At 36.0% G+C, this 20505-nt stretch carries 10 protein-coding genes; 1 reads left to right on the top strand and 9 read right to left on the bottom strand.

All coding sequences use genetic code 11. The features are described 5' to 3' along the window. Positions 1-9: 9 nt before the first annotated feature. The 9 genes from NU08_RS17305 to NU08_RS17265 all read right to left on the bottom strand — a co-directional run bounded on the left by NU08_RS17305 (position 10) and on the right by NU08_RS17265 (position 17589). Complete coding sequence (locus tag NU08_RS17305) at positions 10-2559, bottom strand: glycosyl hydrolase 115 family protein (RefSeq protein WP_242502584.1); 2550 nt, start codon at positions 2557-2559, stop codon at positions 10-12. A 47-nt stretch (positions 2560-2606) separates the two neighbouring features. Next, on the bottom strand, positions 2607-5324 hold the full coding sequence (locus tag NU08_RS17300) for an alpha/beta hydrolase-fold protein (protein WP_129748364.1): 2718 nt from the start codon (positions 5322-5324) through the stop codon (positions 2607-2609). 39 nt (positions 5325-5363) lie between these two features. Continuing rightward, positions 5364-6599: an SGNH/GDSL hydrolase family protein gene (locus NU08_RS17295; protein ID WP_129748363.1), complete on the bottom strand. Its 1236-nt coding sequence runs from the start codon at positions 6597-6599 to the stop codon at positions 5364-5366. Between the two features lie 88 nt (positions 6600-6687). Beyond that, positions 6688-8418, bottom strand: coding sequence for a glycoside hydrolase family 43 protein (locus NU08_RS17290; RefSeq protein ID WP_129748362.1), 1731 nt, complete (start codon positions 8416-8418; stop codon positions 6688-6690). 152 nt (positions 8419-8570) lie between these two features. Then, entirely contained in the window at positions 8571-10511 is a 1941-nt protein-coding gene (locus NU08_RS17285) for a RagB/SusD family nutrient uptake outer membrane protein (RefSeq protein WP_129748361.1), read from the bottom strand. A 12-nt stretch (positions 10512-10523) separates the two neighbouring features. Next, positions 10524-13613, bottom strand: a complete 3090-nt coding sequence (locus NU08_RS17280) for a SusC/RagA family TonB-linked outer membrane protein (RefSeq protein WP_129748360.1) — start codon at positions 13611-13613, stop codon at positions 10524-10526. A gap of 695 nt (positions 13614-14308) precedes the next feature. Continuing rightward, the gene (locus tag NU08_RS17275) at positions 14309-15019 is read right to left on the bottom strand and encodes an NUDIX hydrolase (protein ID WP_129748359.1); all 711 of its coding nucleotides are present in this window, start codon (positions 15017-15019) and stop codon (positions 14309-14311) included. A gap of 24 nt (positions 15020-15043) precedes the next feature. Further along, positions 15044-16078 carry a glycoside hydrolase family 43 protein gene (locus tag NU08_RS17270; RefSeq protein ID WP_129748358.1) on the bottom strand — a complete coding sequence of 345 codons (1035 nt, stop codon included), beginning with the start codon at positions 16076-16078 and terminating at the stop codon, positions 15044-15046. A 479-nt stretch (positions 16079-16557) separates the two neighbouring features. Continuing rightward, on the bottom strand, positions 16558-17589 hold the full coding sequence (locus NU08_RS17265; protein WP_129748357.1) for a LacI family DNA-binding transcriptional regulator: 1032 nt from the start codon (positions 17587-17589) through the stop codon (positions 16558-16560). Between the two features lie 280 nt (positions 17590-17869). On the opposite strand from NU08_RS17265, the gene NU08_RS17260 reads away from it, so the two are divergent. Continuing rightward, on the top strand, positions 17870-20497 hold the full coding sequence (locus NU08_RS17260) for a glycoside hydrolase family 3 C-terminal domain-containing protein (RefSeq protein ID WP_129748356.1): 2628 nt from the start codon (positions 17870-17872) through the stop codon (positions 20495-20497). Positions 20498-20505 lie beyond the last annotated feature (8 nt).

The raw sequence follows: 20505 nt of genomic DNA, 5'->3' as shown, positions 1-20505 counted from the left end.
TTGTAAAACTTATTCAGCTACTCGATCACTTTCTGGAGCTCCCAAATAAGACGGTTTCAAACCGCCTGTATCAATCAGTATTTTTTGAAGCACAATTCCCGGATCTAAAACTTTGAAACGAAGCGTATGTTTTCCTGGTCTCAAGATGTTATGTTTAGTTACAGAATGAATCATGTGCTCTGCCTGCCATTTACCTAATTCTCCTTTATAATGTCCATTGAAATTTACAAGCTGTGGTTTTTCTTCATCAAAAGATATTTCATATCGAAGTCCTTTATTGCTATTAAAATTAAGTGTTGGAGCCAGTAAAAGTTCAACATTGCATTCTCTCGCTGAAGCAAAATTAATCTCGTATTCTACAAATATATTATCTTCTGCTGTAGGATAACCATTTTGCGGAAAGGTCGTGATTCCACTCAGCGTTTTTCCAAAATCTGGAATCACTTCCCAATGTATTTTTTTTGAATTATTGGCTTTAGAAAAGTGTTCTGCATGAATCGAAACATACCCATCTTTTTCAACAAAAACTTTCGGAACTATAATTTCGCTATCCGAAAGATATTTTACCTCAGGAAGAATATTTTTTGGGCCATCATGCCAAGCTTTATATCCTATTCGCATCTGATCCATCATGTGAGGCCATTTGCCTCCTGCAATTTCATTATTGTATTTGTTTTGAAGAATAGAATCGCGTTCAAATTTTACTTTAACCTCATCTGCATAATAATTGGCAAGACTATTTTTTTGCTCTGTCAGTTTTTTATTTTTTGCCTGTGCAAAATACATTTCATAAAGATTGCAGCAAGCATCTATTGGATATAAAACTAGCTGAAAATAAGCATCTTTATATTCGTTGGGAAGATCGTTGTAAACTCTGTAAGCATCTAGTGCTAATTTTTTGTAATCGTTAACAAACGTTTCAAATTCATTATAATTTTCCAATGAATAGGTTTTACTGTCCAGCATTTCTGGAGTAACCCGACGATTGAACTTCGGATAGGTATTTAATAATCTGGCAATTTCTTTAGCATATTTATTTCCAAACTGTTCTGCTGCCCAGCTTTCTGTGTATTGAAATAAATTTTGAGAGTTAAAGTTTTTAGGATTCCAAGCCATGTCTAAAAAGAAGCTGATCGGGAATTCCATTGGTTTTAAATCCCCAACATTCACAATCCATACTTTATCGACTCCGTTTTCATAACTAAGGTTCATTTGTTCCCAAACTCTTTGTATCGGACTTATGTTTATCCATTTTGAATTTCTTGGACCTCCAACATAGTCAAAATGATAATACATTCCGTAACCTCCTTTATGCAAGGGTTTAGAAAGATCTGGAAGTTTGCGGACATTTCCCCAATTGTCATCACAAAATAAAAGAATGACGTCATCAGGAACTCGCATTCCCTGATCGTAATAATCTTGAACCTCTTTGTACAAAGCCCAAACCTGAGGTGTTTTATTGGCGCTTTGCCCTGTTTCTTTCTCAATAATTTTGCGCTGTTCTTTTACAATATTTTCCAGCAGACTTATATTAGTGCCTTCGCTCATCGCTTCGTCTCCATCGCCACGCATCCCAATGGTTACCAGTTTTTCCCAATTTTTGCTTCGCTGAATTCCCGTTTTCCAGAATTCGTCTAAAACTGTCTTATTTTTGGAGTAATCCCAAATATTGGGCAAATTATTTTTTTTAATGTATCGGCGCCAATCTGTCTGGGCTAAAGCCATTGGTTCGTGATGCGAAGTGCCCATTACAATTCCCATTTCATTTGCCAAAGGCCCGCTGGCTGCATCATCATCATAAAATGCATTTCCCCACATGGCAGGCCACATGTAATTGCCTTTTAGCCTAAGTATTAATTCAAAAACTTTTTCATAAAACTTGCTTTTGAAACCGCCAAAAGTTGCTTTTGCCCAACCGCTTAAAGCTGGAGCTTCATCATTAAGAAAAATGCCTCTGTACTTTACAGCAGGTTCACCCTCTGTGTACGTTCCTTTAATGAAGTAAATATTTTCTTTTTGTTTTACAGGCACATCAGCCCAGTAATACCATGGTGAAACACCAATTTGTTTAGATAATTCATAAATTCCGTAAATCGTGCCGCGTTTGTCGCTTCCTGCAATTACGAGTGCTTCATCTACGCCTTTGAAAGGATTTTTAACGTGTTGTATAATGAATTTTTCATTTTTACCTTTAAGCTCTTTTCCTTCAATTTTTTTCTGTTTAATTAAATCATCAATAACCGAATTAAATCCGATCGTTCCAATGATAATAAGAGGTGAAGATCCATTAGGATTTTGGTTTAAAATAAGCGGACGCTGGCCTGTAACTTTTTCAAAATCTGATTGAAGATTATTTACAGCACGCAAAATACCTGCATCTAAATTTGGATTTATAAAAAAAGAAAGTGACAACGATTTTTCTTTCAGCACCATAACATTCTGGCTTTTATCTTCTGTTATAAAAGGCTGAGAAGCTTTTGATAGCGTACTTGCTAAAACAAAAATCAAGGCGTATATAAATTTCAAATAGTTTTTCATCAGGTATTTTTTATCATTCATTTCAGATTCAGCTTATTTTAGATCAAAATCTTTGATTCTGTTTTGTGTTATTTGAATAATAACTGTGAATACAGGAACAAATCGTGTCTCCATACTGGCCAAGTGTGTCCGCCTGGATATTCGCTGTATATATATATTATGCCGAATTGATCAAATTTCTGCATCATGATTTTACAATTCTCGTAAGCTATGTCTTCTTTTCCTCCCATCGAAATCCAGAAATCTTTTAAGTTAGCATTTATTGACTGCGCATTGTTTTTCATAAACTCATATTGGGGATCTGATAATTTCGGATTGTTTGCCCACCAGCCTGAACTGAAAACGCCCAGACTTGAAAACATATTAGAGTTTTTAATTCCAGCGTAAAGTGTCTGCAATCCGCCCATTGATAAACCGGCTAAAGCTCTACTTTTGCTGTCTGTTGCAACTTTAAAATTGCTTTCTACAAAAGGTATGGCTCCGTTTTTCAGTTCGTTTTCAAATGCTTTTAAGGTTTCTTCTCCAAAACCTGCTATTCCTCCTGTATTGCCCATATTGCCATCAAGCATTACAATAAGCATTTTCTTTGCTTTATTTTCTGCAATTAAATTATCCAAAATCAAATTTGCTTTTCCTTGAGTGCTCCATCCTCTTTGGTCTTCACCACCTCCGTGTAAAAGATACAGCACAGGAAATTTTTCTGAAGAGGTTTCGTATCCTGGTGGCGTATACACATACATTTCACGCCAAGAATTAGTTCCTTTTGAAAAGTATTTCATTATTCTTACCTCACCATGCGGAACAGTTTTCAATTCATAAAAATCACCATCTCTTTTCGGAATTTCTATTCCGCTGGCCATGCGTCCCATTCCGTAAAAAGTTTCGCTTGACGGATCTGCAACTGCCACACCATCAATTAAAAGTGAGTAATAATTAAACCCTCCGTTTATCACATCGGTTGTAACATTCCACACTCCTTGGCCGTCTTTTTGCATATCGTACTTTTTTCCTAGATCGATCTGCACTTTTGATGCTTCAGGTGCATTTACTTTAAAAATTACCCTATTATCAGGCAGAATCTGAGGATATTTGGCATTACGTATATTGGTTTGAGCTGTGGCTCCTAAAACCGTATATTTTGCAAAACTTGATTCATCAACCGGTTTGAACAATAGCTGCGAAAACATATATAAGCTGTTTTTCCATACTTTAAAATCATGAACTCCCGGTTCTAGATAATAAATATGTGGCACATTATTTTTAAATAAATAATCGTGAGTGCGTTTGCTGTTTTCAAGCAGCCAATCGTTATCTCCACAAGAAATCCAAAGCAGTTTTAGTTTCTTTTTTGTTTCCTCTGGATTTGGCACCAATTCTTCTGTTTTCTTTGTATTTGGAGCTGATGAAAATCCACCAATCCAAGCAAATTTGTCTAAGTTGGTTAATCCGAAATTGAGAGATTGTCCGCCTCCCATAGATAATCCTGCAATGGCACGATGCGCTCTGTCTTTGTAAACATTATATTTCTTTTCAATAAAAGGAATCAAATCCTTTAATAAGTCTTTTTCAAAATCTGAAAATGCCTGCACTTTGTCTGGCGCCATTATGTTTCCAGTAGCGCTGTCATCTTTCATGGCTCTTCCGTTTGGCATTACCACAATCATTGGTTCTAATTTTCCTTCTGCATAAAGATTGTCCAATATAATCTGCGGACTTCCTCCGTTTAGCCATTCTTTTTCATCTCCACCAATTCCGTGCAAAAGGTATAAAACTGGATATTTTTTGCTTTTACTAAATCCCGGCGGCGTATATATAGTAGCTTTTCTTACTGTTCCAACTGTCTTTGAATTATAACTTACCGTTTCTATTTTTCCTGCTGGAACTGCTGGATTTAACTGGTCAAATCCAAATGGTGCTTGAACTATAAAAGAATCATTTGTGCTATTGGATTTATACCCTAATAACGAAAGCATTTTTTCTGCATAACGCTTTCCTAAATCTCTATATCCTGCCGCACTAAAATGCAAGAAATCTGAAGCTACTGCACAACCTTTTGATGAAATGACATAAGAAGTTGGAATGGTCTGAGGCAACGTTGCAATGATTTTATTCATGCTGGCGCATTTTCCTTTTTGCTCTTCATGAACGGTTTCTCCAGAAAGCAATGGCACTTTTTTAGGATCAAGGTTTAGATCTTTCATCAGATTATCATATACTATTTTAACCTTTTTCGGCCATAGTGTATCTCCTGTATTAGATTCTCCCTGATGCAATAAAATACCTTTTATCACTCCTTTCTTTTGCGCAATTTTTGCCATTTCAACCAATCTTGCATACGGACTGCCATTATATTCTTTGATCATACCCAGCATCCAATCTGGCGCTGTTTTCATATAATTATCAAAATTATCTTTATCAAAAAGTTCTATTTTACATCCGCCCACAGCAACATTTACTACTCCAACTTTTATATTTTTAGGAAGATTGGCTACCATAGTTCTTCCAAAATAATCTGTCAATGTTAATCCTGTTTTACATCTGCATAATGGCGGAATTGCAGTATACCATTTTCCCATTTCGCGATTCAAATCTGGACAATTTACTGCTTCCAAAACCTGAAAGCGAGGATCTACATTTAATTTATCCTCAGCTTCTATCGAAGCAGCGCCTTCCATGTTGGACTGTCCAAAGCTTAAATAAACATGAAAATTTGGATCCTGAGAATATCCATGCTGTCCCGTTAAAAAAAGGACAATTATTGCAAAAAATCTAATTATTGATTTCATGATTTCTTATTAAAGTTGTTTTTTGTACTAAATGGAATTTCACTTAAATAAATTCAAGTCTATTACTTCTCCCATTCTTTGATATCCTAATTCATTAGGATGCAAAAAATCGCCGTCATGCATATTTGATAAAATGGTTTTAGAATCGGTTTCCGAAGCCATTTCTTTATCAAAATCTACTACTGCATCAAAATGGTTATTTCGGATCCATGCATTTACGATATCTCTTGCTTCCTGTTTGAAAGGCGCGTCATAAAATGATTTTTGAAAAGGCAGAATCGTACAGCCATAGACTTTTATGCCTCTGGCGTGTGCTTTTTCTATCATAATTTGGTAAGCGTCTATAATTTCTTGTGCTTTTATAGGAGCATCTTCTGCACGTTTAATTCCTCCTATATCATTTATTCCTTCCAATATTACAAGCCATTTTGTACCGGTTTGCGAAAGTACATCACGGTCAAAACGATCTAATGCCGTTGGGCCTAATCCGCCTTTTACAACGCAATTTCCGCCTATCCCTAAATTTAAAACTCCAATATTTTGAGTGGCTTTATTGGCAGCCAATCTAGCGGCTAGAATATCGGTCCAGCGATTTTGTTTGTTTGTTCCAGAACCGCGGCCATCTGTAATGGAGTTTCCTAGACAAACAATATTAGATGCCTTTTTTGATGCCACAACATCGACGCCAACAATAGAATACCAATGATCTGTTTTTACAGCTCCTGAGAAAACATCATTATTGAGATTGTCTCCCGATAAAATATAAGATGTTGTTCTCGATCCAGGATGTCCTGTTGTTTTTTGCGACGCAGCTCCATAATAAATGGTTATGGCTAGTAATTGACCTTGTTTTAGCTGAAAATTCAGTTTATCTGAAAATACTTCCTGACCTGGATTTAATGTTACTTCTTGATTTCCATTAAAGCTGAGATTTTTTTGCGTGTTTTTATCAATTGCTGAAGCATTAAGCACATTGGCTATGCTAACCTTTTTTAAAACGGTAGGCTGATCACTAAATATATTTGAAAAACGCAGTCTAATGTGTTCTCCTCCTATAGAAACTTTTATAATTTGACGAAGCGTGTTTTCGGCCAAACCTGGGGCTGGAGGCATGTTGTTTGGTTCTACAAGCATTGGCGCACAAGCCCATGATCCGACCCAGTTTTCATCATTCGTCTTTTCAGAAGAATTTGCTAGTGGCTGATTGGCCTTACATCCTATTATTAAAGTGAAAAGCTGTAAAAGCAATAAATATTTAAAATATCTTTTTATCATTTCTACTAAAATTTGATGACTGCTGCTATCCTAAAAAACAACTCCCATAAATCATTTTTTAAATTGAAATAAATGGGAGTTGTAAATTTTATTTCGGATGTGAATTATTTGATGAAGTGGCATATAAACCCACCAAAGCTCCTGTAAATCCGCCTGCAACATTTGTTGAAAGAATATCTCCTGAAACTGGATTTCCAAGATTTTCAAAATCAGCACCGTTTAAAGCATAGCTAAACTGATAATTGTCGCCTGTTGCTTTAACTTGCAAACGTAAAGCTCCTTTAGCATCTATTTTTGCACTTGATACAATTTCTGACTGTCCGCTTTCTGTTCTTTCCAACAATATATAAGTATCTTTTCCTTTCTTCGTAACACCAAAAACATAGTTGTAATTTTCGTTTTGAAGACATACAATTCCTGCCAGATCTTTTTCTGACTCTGGCTTATATTCTAAAGTTGTTGTAAAAGAAAAAGTATTATGCTGCTGTCTGTAAAATAAGGTAGAAGTTGGTTTTAACTCTTTTATGTTTACTGCAAATGGCGTAATCTGCAAACCTTTTTTAACAATAGAAATAAAATGCTCTCTTGGTCCACGTAATCCAATCCATCTATAATCTAACTTCTGTGATGTAAAATTTTCTGTAAATGTAAAGTTACCATTAGGAAAAAAACCATCTTTACCTGTTTTATTTACCACACCGTTTGGCATTTTTAATTTTGGCCCCATTGGAACTAAACCGTTCTCAAAAACAGGAAAGGTACCTGACCAGTCTACTGGCAGCATAAAAGTTTCACGTCCAGCGTTTACTCTATCTTTTTCGTTTGGACGAATTCCTAAAAATACACCATAATATTTATTGTCTGGACCAAGGACTAAATCTGCATGTCCTGCCCAATCTACTTTGTTAGGTCTGTTTTGAGGGAAATATCTCTGTGTTAGGATTGGGTTATTAGATGATGGCTTGAAAGGGCCTTTTGGATTATCACTAATAAAAACAACCTCACTATGATTTCCTCCTGTACCGCCTTCAGCACACATTAAATAATAATGATTGTCTTTTTTATACAAATGAGGGGCTTCGATCCAGATTGGTTTCTTAGAAAGATCGACTCCACCATCTACAATAATTTTATCTGTTCCCGGAATTACCTGATCTTTTTCTAAATCATATTCCCAAACTTTAATTACGCGATGTCCTTGGTACAATTCTTTTCCTTTATCAGGAGCATCATTATGCACCACATAACCTTTTCCGTTGTCATCAAAGAAAATAGAAGGATCTATTCCATTAAAAGCTAATTTTATCGGACTTCCCCATCCTTTTTTTGGGTCTTTAGTTTTTACAATGATATTCCCTAAACCGCCTGTAAAAGCAGTAACAATCATATAAAAAGTATCATTATGAGGATTGTACGTAATTCCAGGTGCATAAACTCCTGCACTGATTCCTGTATCATGAGGATTAAACTCTGAAACTTTATTTAATACCCCTCCCAAATCGGTCCAGTTTACTAAATCTTTAGAATGAAAAATGGGCACTCCAGGGAACATGGCAAACGAAGAACACACCATATAATAATCGTCTCCTTTTCTTGTAATGGCAGGATCTGGATAACATCCCTGAAGAATCGGAGAATAAAATTCATCTTCTTTTAATGGATTGCTTTTGTAAATCTGATCATCTCCTACGTAAGTTACGTTTGAAAAGATTGGATCTTTACTGCTTTTCTTTTTTTGGATAGTGCTTTCCTGAGCCTGCATAACGATGAAGCAAAACAGAAAAGCAAATGATATAAGAATCTTTTTTTTATTGCTCATTTTATATTGTTTGTTAAAGTGCATTTCGAAAAAATATTAAAAAGCCGAGAGGGTTACTCCCGGCTTGTTTAAAACTAAATTAATAAACCCTAATAAGATAATTCATAAAATTGGCCTTATTTGCTTAACATTAGTTTTTAGAAAAATAAAACTTAATATCCTGGATTTTGGTAAGTAGCTTTTTCGGCATCCGACATTTCCATCCCCTCCATCTGTCCTTGCGGAATCGGTCTTAGGTAATGGTGCGGATCAATTGATCTGGTCACTACTTCAGGTGTGTGTTGTCCGTAGTTAGATCCTCCTATAGAATATTTCCCAGCAATTTCATTCCATTTCTGTGTTCTTACTAAGTCATACCAGCGGTATCCTTCGCCAAAAAATTCACGTGAACGTTCAGCAAGAATGTAGTTAATATCAATTACGGCTGGAGTTGCATTGGTCATAGCAGCACTATTATCCTGAATTTTAGCTGTATTTCCATTATTGTCCCATTTCCATTTTCCTGCTCTAGCTCTAAGTACATTTACAAGAGATCTAGCACTCCAAGATCCTGTAGCTCCTTTAACAGCTGCTTCGGCTGCAACCAAATACAATTCAGAGAATTTTGCTACTGGAAACGGTCTCGTACTTCCTGCATTCGGCTGTCCTAATCCTCCAGCATTATCTGTTCTGTATGGTCCAAGTTTCCAGAAACCTGGATATACGATTCTGCTAATGCCTTTTGGAGAAATCACATAGTCTGCTCTTCCCGGCAAGACTCCTGCGCCCACTCCGCTATCTCCTTGTCCAGAAGGATAAGTTATAGCCGTTGCAGGCTCATCATTAAGGAAAGTTAAAACAGCATCTCCAGGTTTAATTGTCAAGCCATTTGCGTTTGTTAACGTTAAGACATTTGTAAGACCTGTTTGAAGAAGATTCCAATTGCCTCTATAAACAGTTGCGAATGTTCCATCGTATCTAGAATCGTTGGTTTTATCAGCAAAAGTATTAGTAAAAACTTCGATTGGTGGCGCCATTCTTGTCCACGGACGTCCTAGAAATTGATTTGCTTCTCTTTGAACTGAAGATACCGCGTCGGTTCCATTTTTACTTCTAATAGCTGTATAGTTCCAAGTTACCATCCAGCCTGAAAAGTTATCTGGAGCACCACCACTACCGTACGTAAGACTTGCACCATTGTAATATTCGCTTTCTTGTGTATGATCTGCATAAAGCATTACTTCTTTATTTCTATCATTTGCTCCCGCATTAACATCATAATAAGAATCTAATAGCCCATAAGACCCTGGATTATTTATTCCCTCAACAGCCAGGTCATAAGCCTTTTGAAAGTACCACTGCGAGTTATGTCCGTCGGGATCTGTTCTTGGAGCATCTGGATAAGTTGGGATGTTATTTGGGTTTTCTAACCACCAAGCATAAGTAAGATATGCCTTTGCCAGAAATAATCGCGCTACAGTTTTAGTTACTGTACCAGTCAATCTAGGTGTATCTGGAAGATCATTAACTGCTGCAACCAAATCTGGAAAAATGGCTTTTGTATATACTTCAGGAACCGTATTACGTTTAGAATATCTTGAAGGTTTGCTGTTAAACTTTAATTCTCCAGCTCCTAGATCTAACGGCACCCCTCCAAAAGTTTGCACAAGCAGGAAATAATCAAATCCTCTAAAAAATTTAGATTCAGCAATTAAACTGCTGGCAACTCCTACGGCTGCACCATTTTCGATAATACCGCTCGCAGTATTGATATCATAATAAGAGTTATTCCACAAAACATCCGAACGGCTTGAAGTCGGATTAATGATACCCACACCAGATAAATCGTGATCCTTGAAATTTCCGTCTGCACTCTGAGCATACGTTGCCTCGTCTGTTCCTGTCTGGCATGCATTATAAAAATATGCCTGCCCGTAAATCCAGCGCAAGTGTGCATAATGAGAAGTTAATCCTTGTTTAACCCCTTGTTCTGTTTTAAAGTAGCCAGGCTCATAAAAATCATGAGGTTTTTCTTCTAATATATCCGAACAACCAGCTAAGGAGAATAAAACCGCTGACCCCATAATTAAATTTTTAAAAATATATTTTTTCATGTCTGCGTTTGATTAAAATGTTAAATTAAGCCCAAATAAATAATTTATTGTTGCAGGGGTACTAGTACCAATAACGGGAAATCTTGATTGATAGGATGCAACAGCTTGATTTTCATTACCAAATGAATTCGTTTCTGGATCCATTCTAGATTTATCATGATATGGAGAAAATAAAACAAATGGATTCTGCACAGTAAAATAAAGTCTTAATTTATCGATGCCTACATTTTTTGTAAAGTTGGGATCGATCGTATAACCAAGAGTCATTGCTCTAATTTTCAAATAAGAAGCGTCAAAATATCCCATAGTAGACATATATTTTGGATTATCACCAGCTCTAATACCTCTAGGGTTAGGGAATTCTGCATCTCTATTATCTGGAGTCCAATAATCTACATCAATGTTACTTCTTCGCCCGTTTAACAAATTCATATAACTTGCACCTCCATACAGTGTGCTAATTAATACTCCTCCACTCTTAAATGCGCCCACTGCATTAAAATCAAATCCTTTATAGGTTACACTAGTATTAAAACCTCCCTGAAAATCTGGATCTGTTTCAATAATCTGGCGATCGCTTGGATTAATAGCACGGGCTGGTGAACCATCTGGCTTATAATCTCCTGTGTATTTGACTTTAATAGATCCTACAACTGTTCCTTGATCATTAATTCCAGTTGGCCCTGGCTCATAAATTGACATATACGGATCGCCTTCCTGCCAAATTCCTACCTTTTGGTAATCATATATAGAATTGATATTATATCCAACAAACCAGTTATTGGTTTCATCGCGGCTAGCTCCAGATGCGAGAGATACCAGCTTGTTTTCATTTCTGTAGAAGTTAACCCCAACAGTCCAAGTCACACCTTTAGGATTATCTAAAATAACTCCGTTCAATGAGATTTCATAACCTTTATTCTGCGTTTCTCCCACATTAGCTACATAGCTATCTACGCCGGATGTTGATGGAAGTCTCACACGTTGCAATAGATTTTTTGTATTGGTTTTATAATATTCAATTGTACCTGATAAGCGATTGTTGAAGAATCCGAAATCTAACCCATAATTCCATGTCGTCGAAAACTCCCATCCTAAATTAGGATTTGGCAACTCTGTTACATACACACCAGTTGAATTAGTGCTTCCAAAATTATAAGGTCTTGTGCTTAAAGCTCCTAGAGTTTTATACGGATCCACTGATTGGTTAGACGTTTCCCCATATCCCGCTCTCAGTTTTAATAAATTAATATAATTTACATTTTTAAGGAAAGACTCATTTGAAAGCGTCCATCCTACTGAAACTGCTGGATAAGTGACCCATTTGTGACCAGGAGCAAGTCTTGATGAACCATCAGAACGCACTGTTCCCGAAATGAAATAACGATTATCGTAAGAATACATTAACCTAGCCATGTAAGAAGTTAATCCCCACTGTGTATAATCCTGTTCGTCAGGTCTAATTACCGCTTCTTCCTCGCTCTGTCCCAAATTATAAAATTGGAATGCATCAGAAGTAATACCATTTCTAATTACTCTTGAACTCTGTCCTGTATATTGTTCATTTGAATACAATCCAACAAAATTTATAGTGTGTTTTTGTGCAAAAGTTTTATCGTACGTTAATAAATTTTCTAAAAGCCATTGCGTAGACCAACCGTTTGTGATTGCTGCATTCGAAATTGTTCCCGGATTTACATCAAAAACTCCCTGCCCTTCATAATATCCTGTGTTAGAGGTACGGAAATTCAAACCTGTATTCAGTCTGTACTTTAAACCATCAACACCCGGAATTTTCACTTCCGCAAAAATATTATTATAAGAACTGAAACCTCTATTCAGATTAACATAAGCATCTCCTAAATTTTTAATGGATTGTCTAGTATAGACCCATTGATCATCTGCAGCCATCCTAACTGTTCTTTTTAAAGAACCATCTGCATTGTATGGATTAGCAAGCGGAGAAGTCGCTAGAACAGTTCCTGGTCCAATATTATCACCATTTGTGATCGTGTAATTGCTATTGGTATTAAATCCCATGCGTATAGATCTATTAATCTGCTGATCTAAACCTGCTCTTAGACTAAAACGCTCATAGCTTTGACCAGGAAGAACTGACTCTTCTTTGTAATATCCTAAACCTGCATTGTAAGCTCCTGTTTCGGTTCCTCCAAAAACGCCAACATCATGACTTATCATTTCTCCAGAACCGTACAATGAGTCCTGCCAATCTGTATTTACATTTCTTTTCTCATCAACACCATCCTCATATAAATCTGAATAATCACGTAGAGCAGCAAATTTAACAGCATCCATCATAGGATACTTTGAGAAAACCTGTTTAATTCCACTAAAACCATTATAAGTAAATGTAGCTTTCTGATTTTTCTTTCCTTTTAAAGTAGTCACTAAGATTACACCATTGGCTCCTCGAGAACCATAAATAGCTGTAGCAGAAGCATCTTTCAGGATGTCCACAGATTTAATATCGGCCGGATTAATATCTCCTATAGAGCCCGCAAATGGAACTCCATCCAATACCACCAAAGGATCGTTACCTCCTGTCAATGATCTAGTCCCGCGAATCCTTATCTGCATCGCGGCACCAGGTTTAGAAGAAGTTTGCGTCATCTCAACACCTGGAAGCCTTCCTTGTAAAGCTTGAGTAATATTAGCGGCCGGAACTTCATTTAATTCTTTTCCTCCTAATGATGCAACCGATCCTGTAACAGCTTCTTTAACCTGTGTACCGTAGCCGATTACCACAACTTCTTTTAAGTCATTGGCGTCTTCTTCAAGCGTTACATTAATATTTTTCTGCCCGTTTACAGCTACTTCTTTGCTTTTTAATCCAATAAAACTAAAAATAAGTACTCCGTTTGCCGGCACATTTATAGAATAAGTACCATCAAAACCAGTGCTCACACCGTTTTTGGTTCCTTTTAAATTAACATTAGCCCCCGGAATCGGTCCGCTAGCATCAGTTACCGTTCCCGTAACTGTTGTCTGTGCTTTAGATTGAAATGAAAACGCAAACATCAGCATAAAAAAACATAAACATTTTAAATGTCTGTGTTTACTTGCAGTAAAGTGGTTAGTCATAAAAAATTGATTTAATTATTAATTGGTTAGTTAGTTATTTTTTTTGCACTATAAAAGTTAAAATTAATAAGTGTATTTATTACAAATATAGAAAAATATCTCGCAAACACAATCGGTTGTGTAATTTTTTATTGATAAGTACAAAAAAAACATGCCTTAAAAAAATAGTTACTTCATATTTAAGCCCAAAAATATAAGAATATGACAAAACAAACTATAACGTTGTAGCTATCTTTAATGAAAATTATGTGTTCTTGGGATATTCTTAAAGAAAACATAAAAATGAAAAATTCTGCTTTCTTGTCTAAAAAAAATAAAATTATTGAGATTGAAGGGCGATAAACCAACAAAAAATACCAGTAAAATCGTACATTACACAGTAATAATCTGATCTACCAATCATTAAAATTCTAAAAAACCATCTTTAAAACAATCGATTGTTTGTTTTCATAAAAAAACCTTTCATTTTCATGAAAGGTTTTTAAAACAAATTCTAAGAAATAAACTTTTTGTCTTCTAAACAATCGCTACTAAAGTATTTCTATAAAAATGCACGATATAGTAACGCCAATCTTCGTAAGCTATTTACATCTATTATACATTTTAATAATAACACACTTATAACGTTCTTTGGCTATCACATAACTCAAATTAGAATTAATGATTTTAATCTTAACAAATCAAAATAAATTCCTTTAAAAATTAAAATTGAATTTTGCATTCCAAAATATTTCATGTTTTGGCACATTCAAACTATAAAATTCAGCAGCCCTGTTTGATACGCCCTCTTCTTTTTCAGCAAGACCGCGAACTAATCTTCTCTGCAAAATCTTTCTTCTAAAATTAGTCTTATTGATTTTAATACCTAATATTATTTCATATAAATGAATTACTTGAAGCAAAGTAAATTTTTCAGGCAAAAGATTGAAGCCTACTGCGCTACAGCAAATATTCTTTCGCAATTCCTTAATGCTGAAATCAATTACTGCCATATATTTTTCCTCAAAATCAGCTATATTGTGTACGTCAACCCAGATCACATTAGATTGCAATTCGTCATCATCTATTTTTTTTTCTTTGCTCACCATTGCATAATATCCGATTGAGATATTTTCGCGAAATGATGCTGATGAGTCATAGCCGAATGCCCGTAATTGTTCCAAAAAGAAGTCATCTTCTGAAATATACTTTTTCAAAATCTTTTGTGCCGTTTTTAATATAGTCTGCCCCTCTTCCAAACTGGCACTAGGCAATCTCCAGTTACCATTCGTTGCATCATTTTCATTTTTGACAAGCAAAACTTTTAGGCTTCTGTCTTCAAAACAGAATATTACACAGTCAATTTCTATCTTATTTTCTTGACTTAAATTAAAACCTACTCTCTCTTCTGAGTCTTCTTTTTTCATAGAAAATAAAATTAAAACCCTCTTCTAATCAAATAATCTTCTTATTCCGTAGGGATCAATCGTTACGATCGAACCATCTTCCAGATAGTCTATTTTGGTAACCTTCATGCTTCTCAAATGCGTCACCCCTTTTGAAAGGCTTGAATCGTGATAGAACAGATACCACTCGCCTTCCACTTCGCAGATCGAATGGTGCGATGTCCACCCGATTACTGGATTCAGAATTCTTCCCTGATACGTAAATGGTCCGTACGGACTGTCTCCGATAGCATAGCAGATGAAATGCGTGTCTCCCGTCGAATAGGAGAAATAATATTTTCCGTTGTATTTGTGCACCCACGAAGCTTCAAAAAAACGACGCCCATTATCCCCTGCCAGAAGCCCATTTCCGTTTTCGTCCAAAATCTGGATTTCTCTCGGCTCTTCAGCGAACTCGAGCATATCGTCTCTTAACAAAGCCACAATCGGCCCCAAGGCTTTTTCACCCGCAAGAGGCTCTTCATTGTTTTCATGATATTTATTCTTGCGGTATTTCTGAAGCTGTCCGCCCCAGATTCCTCCAAAATAGATGTAATGTTTCCCATCTTCATCTTCAAAAACCGCAGGATCGATGCTGTAGCTGCCTTTTATGGCATCTCTTTCAGGAACAAAAGGCCCTACGGGAGAATCTGAAACAGCAACGCCAATCTGGAAAATTCCGCTGGCGCGTTTGGCTGGAAAATACAAATAATACTTTCCGTCCTTATACGCGGCATCGGGCGCCCACATCTGCTTTTCGGCCCAAGCAACGTCATCCACGTGGAGCGCAACCCCATTGTCGACAGCTTCCGATGAGATGTCTTCCATCGAAAAAACATGATAGTCTTCCATTCCGAAATGGTCACCGTTATCGTTAAACGAAATTCCAGCATCAATATCATGCGAAGGATAAATATAAATCTTCCCGTTGAATACATGCGCCGAAGGATCGGCAGTGTAGATATGGGATACTAAAGGCTTCGAAATAGCCTGATTATTGATTTCTTCAAAATTAATGTGTTCAATGCTGTCTTCAGGCATAGGGATATTTTTCTTTATAATAATTAACTTCTTCTTTCTTTAAGCTCAGTTTCGATCTGCACTAGATGGTGATAGCTGTTTAATATCCAGGTCTTGTAAATATCACGAAATCAAATTCTCTGAGCTAAATTTATTCTTTGTTCGTAATGCAATTTGCTTCTCTTAATATTGTTGCAAGTGATGTCATTTTTTAGAATGGCAAAAATAATATTGGATTCAATAAAAAAACAATCGGTTGTGTAAAATTATATAAAAAAAACATATAATACAAATTTACTTTGCTTTAATTAGGTAATTTTCATTCAGCAACCGATTGCTAATTATTCTAAAAAAAACTCTTTTATTTTGGTTTTACCTAGTCTTTCTGTGCTTTTCAAATGGAAAAAGTCTAAGCAGCTATTCCATTAAAATTTAATCTGATACAACAAAAGAAACCGATTACATAAAATGCAATAGCGGTTTTTTAAAGGACAAAAATTTTAAATTTTCTTTGAAGATTCTCGGATCAGTACTTCAGTATTTAGAAATGTAATTTCTTTTGCTTCTTCTTCTTTATGAGATTCTATCGTATCAATGACAATATTGGCTGCCGCTTTTCCCATTTTTTCTGCGGGATGCGTGATAGTTGTGATATTCGGTTCGATTATTTCAGAAATGGGATCATTATTAAAACCAATTACAGCAAAATCCTGCGGAACTCTTATTCCTTTCTTTTTTGCAGTTTGCACGGCACTTACCGCAAGAATATCTCCTGGTGCAAAAAGACCGTCCGGCAGTGTCTTTAGTCCAAACAGCTTATTGCAGGCTTTAACACCAGCATCATAAGTCATGGCTTTCAAATTTATAATCAATTCATCTTTTAATGGAAGTCCATGATCTGTCAGTGCATCTATATAGCCTCTTTTTCTTTCATTATAAAGATTACCAAATTCTGCACCTGCAGTCATATGTGCAATTCTTTTACAACCTTGGTCAATAAGGTGTTTTGTTGCTTTATATCCAGCAGTGTAATTATCAATCACCACCCTAAATGTATTAAAGTCCTTAGGCACACGATCAACAAATACAAGAGGAATATTATTATTTGAAAATTGCTGAAAGTGAGAAGTGTCTTTTGTCTCCATCGCCAGTGAACAAACAACACCGCTAACTCTACTGCTATAAAGAGATTTGGTCATATTAACCTCTTCTTCATAAGAATCGTGTGATTGCATAATAATAACGGAGTAGCCAGATTTTCTGGCAGTGATTTCAATACCACTAATTAAAGATGATAAAAAGGGCTGTGTGATAGTTGGAATTAAAACGCCAATAGTTTTAGATTTGTTGCCTCTTAGCCCCGCTGCCAAAGTATTGGGAACAAATCCCATTTCTTCGGCTGTCTTTTTAACTTTCTTAATAGTCTTATCGCTTATGGTATGATGGTCTTTTAAAGCTCTTGAAATTGTCGATGTAGCCAGATTAAGTCTCTTTGCAATATCATAAATTGTTACATGTCTGTGTTCTTCCATTTACTATATGATTAGTCGTAAATTTTAAATATAATTTAAAAAATCGGTCAAGTATTTCAACACTACTATTCTTCACTTTACCAACGAATTTACTTAAAATCAATATAAAATGAAATTTTTATCATAAAAAATCATTAATACTACAGTAAAAAGGCATTATTTTTTAAATAATGATCTAAAGTTAAAATATTTTTCTTTTCTTTACACAATCGGTTGCAATTTATTTTTTAATAAAAATACAGCACTCCATCAGTTCGCAACATCAGTAAAAATTATTCATATGAAAACAAAAAAATTAAAGTATCAAATTCTGGTATTAATCTCGCTTTGGTGTACGGCACAAAACAAAGACCCTAAATTTCCATTTCAAAATACTGATCTTACTTTTGAAGAACGAGTAGAAAACTTAGTGAGCCAATTAACATTGGAAGAAAAAGTAGCGCAAATGTTAAATGCGGCACCTGCCATACCACGGCTGGGAATTCCTGCTTATGACTGGTGGAACGAAACGCTTCACGGCGTTGCAAGAACTCCCTTTAAAACAACAGTTTTTCCACAGGCTATTGCAATGGCCGCTACTTTTGATAAAAATTCACTTTTCAAAATGGCCGATTATTCTGCTCTAGAAGGCAGAGCCATTTACAATAAAGCTGTCGAGCTTAATAGAACCAACGAACGCTATTTAGGACTTACCTACTGGACGCCAAACATTAACATCTTTAGAGATCCAAGATGGGGACGCGGACAAGAAACTTACGGAGAAGACCCTTATCTGACGGCTGTTTTGGGCGATGCTTTTGTAAAAGGCCTTCAAGGAGACGATCCTAAATACCTAAAAGCTGCGGCCTGTGCAAAGCATTACGCGGTACACAGCGGACCAGAATCTCTACGCCACACTTTTGATGTGGATGTAACGCCATACGAACTTTGGGATACCTATCTGCCTGCTTTTAAAAAGTTAATTACAAGCTCCAAAGTTGCAGGGGTGATGTGTGCCTATAACGCATTTAGAACACAGCCTTGCTGTGCCAGCGATATTTTGATGAATGATATTCTAAGGAATCAATGGAATTTTACGGGTTATGTCACATCTGACTGCTGGGCCATCGATGACTTTTTCAAAAATCATAAAACACATCCTGATGCTGCATCAGCTTCAGCCGATGCAGTACTTCATGGAACAGATATTGATTGCGGAACAGATGCTTACAAATCGCTTGTTCAAGCTGTTAAAGATGGTCAAATCACTGAAAAACAAATTGATGTTTCCGTAAAACGTCTTTTTATGATCCGTTTCAGACTAGGCATGTTTGATCCTGTATCAATGGTTAAATATGCGCAAACTCCTAATTCAGTTCTAGAATCTGATGAACACAAGGATCACGCTTTAAAAATGGCTAGACAATCTATAGTATTGCTTAAAAATGATAAAAATACACTTCCATTAAGCAAAAAACTGAAGAAGATCGTTGTCCTAGGTCCAAATGCAGATAATTCAATCTCTATACTTGGCAATTACAACGGGACACCTTCCAAACTAACAACAGTTTTACAAGGCATTAAAGAAAAAGTTGGACCACAAACCGAAGTAGTTTATGAAAAAGCCATCAACTTTACAAATGATACTTTGCTAGTTTACAAAGATCTTAAAAATCAATATTCTTATGAAGGAAAACAAGGTTTTAAGGCAGACTATTTCAATAACAAAACCTTATCGGGCCAGCCAGAAACGACTAGAACAGAATCTGAAATAAATAATTTCTGGCAAGAAGGAGAAATGGTTACCAAAAATATCAAAGCAAATCATTTTTCAGCACGCTATACTACAAATTTTAAAGCTGATGAAGACGGCGCAATTACTTTTGAAATTCGCGCAGATGACGGCTACAGATTTATAATTGATGGAAAAGAAGCCATAAACGCTTGGGACAAAAACCGATGGGGAGAAAAAACATACAAACTCCAAACCAAGAAAAATACGGTATATAAGCTAGTATTAGAATACTGGCAAGGTGAAGGAAAAGGTGAAGTATCTCTACAGACAGGGAATTTTATAAAAACAGATTTCAATAATTTAATTGAACGCCATAAAAATGCAGATGCATTCATTTTTGCAGGAGGTATTTCACCTCAACTTGAAGGAGAAGAAATGCCTGTTGACGCGCCTGGATTTAATGGCGGAGACCGTACTTCTATCCTGCTTCCAGAAGTGCAGACAAGACTTCTAAAAATACTTCAATCTTCTGGAAAACCAGTAGTTTTCCTAATTATGACCGGCAGTGCAATTGCTGTGCCTTGGGAAGCAGAAAATATTCCAGCAATACTTAATATTTGGTACGGCGGACAAGCTGCTGGAACGGCTTCTGCCGACGTTATTTTTGGAGACTATAATCCAGCCGGAAGGCTTCCGGTAACCTTTTATAAAGACGATTCTGATTTACCTTCTTTTGTTGATTACAAAATGGATAATAAAACATATCGTTACTTTACAGGCACTCCATTATACGGCTTTGGTTATGGATTAAGTTATACAGAGTTCAAATACAGTGAATTAAAAACTTCAGCAAAAATAAAAAAAGGACAGCCAATTACTATTTCTGTCAAAGTAACAAATTCAGGAAAGATGGCAGGAGAAGAAGTCTCTCAGCTGTATATAATTAATCAAAACACCTCAATAAAAGCGCCTTTAAAAACTCTTAAAGGCTTTGAAAGATTTAATTTGAAACCTGGCGAAAGTACTATTGTCAAATTTAATCTTTCTCCAGAAGATCTTTCCTATGTGACAGAAGACGGAAGCTTAAAACAGTATGGAGGCAAAATTCAGATAGCAGTTGGAGGCTCTCAGCCAGATGAAAAAAATCAAACAAAAACCAATATAATAACTCAAACTCTAGAAATAGAAAAATAATTATTTAG

It is taken from the genome of Flavobacterium anhuiense (assembly GCF_004151235.1).
Classification (GTDB): Bacteria; Bacteroidota; Bacteroidia; order Flavobacteriales; family Flavobacteriaceae; genus Flavobacterium; species Flavobacterium anhuiense_A.
The sequence above is the reverse complement of the archived record's forward strand: the minus strand, read 5'-3'. Positions and strand labels throughout refer to the sequence as shown.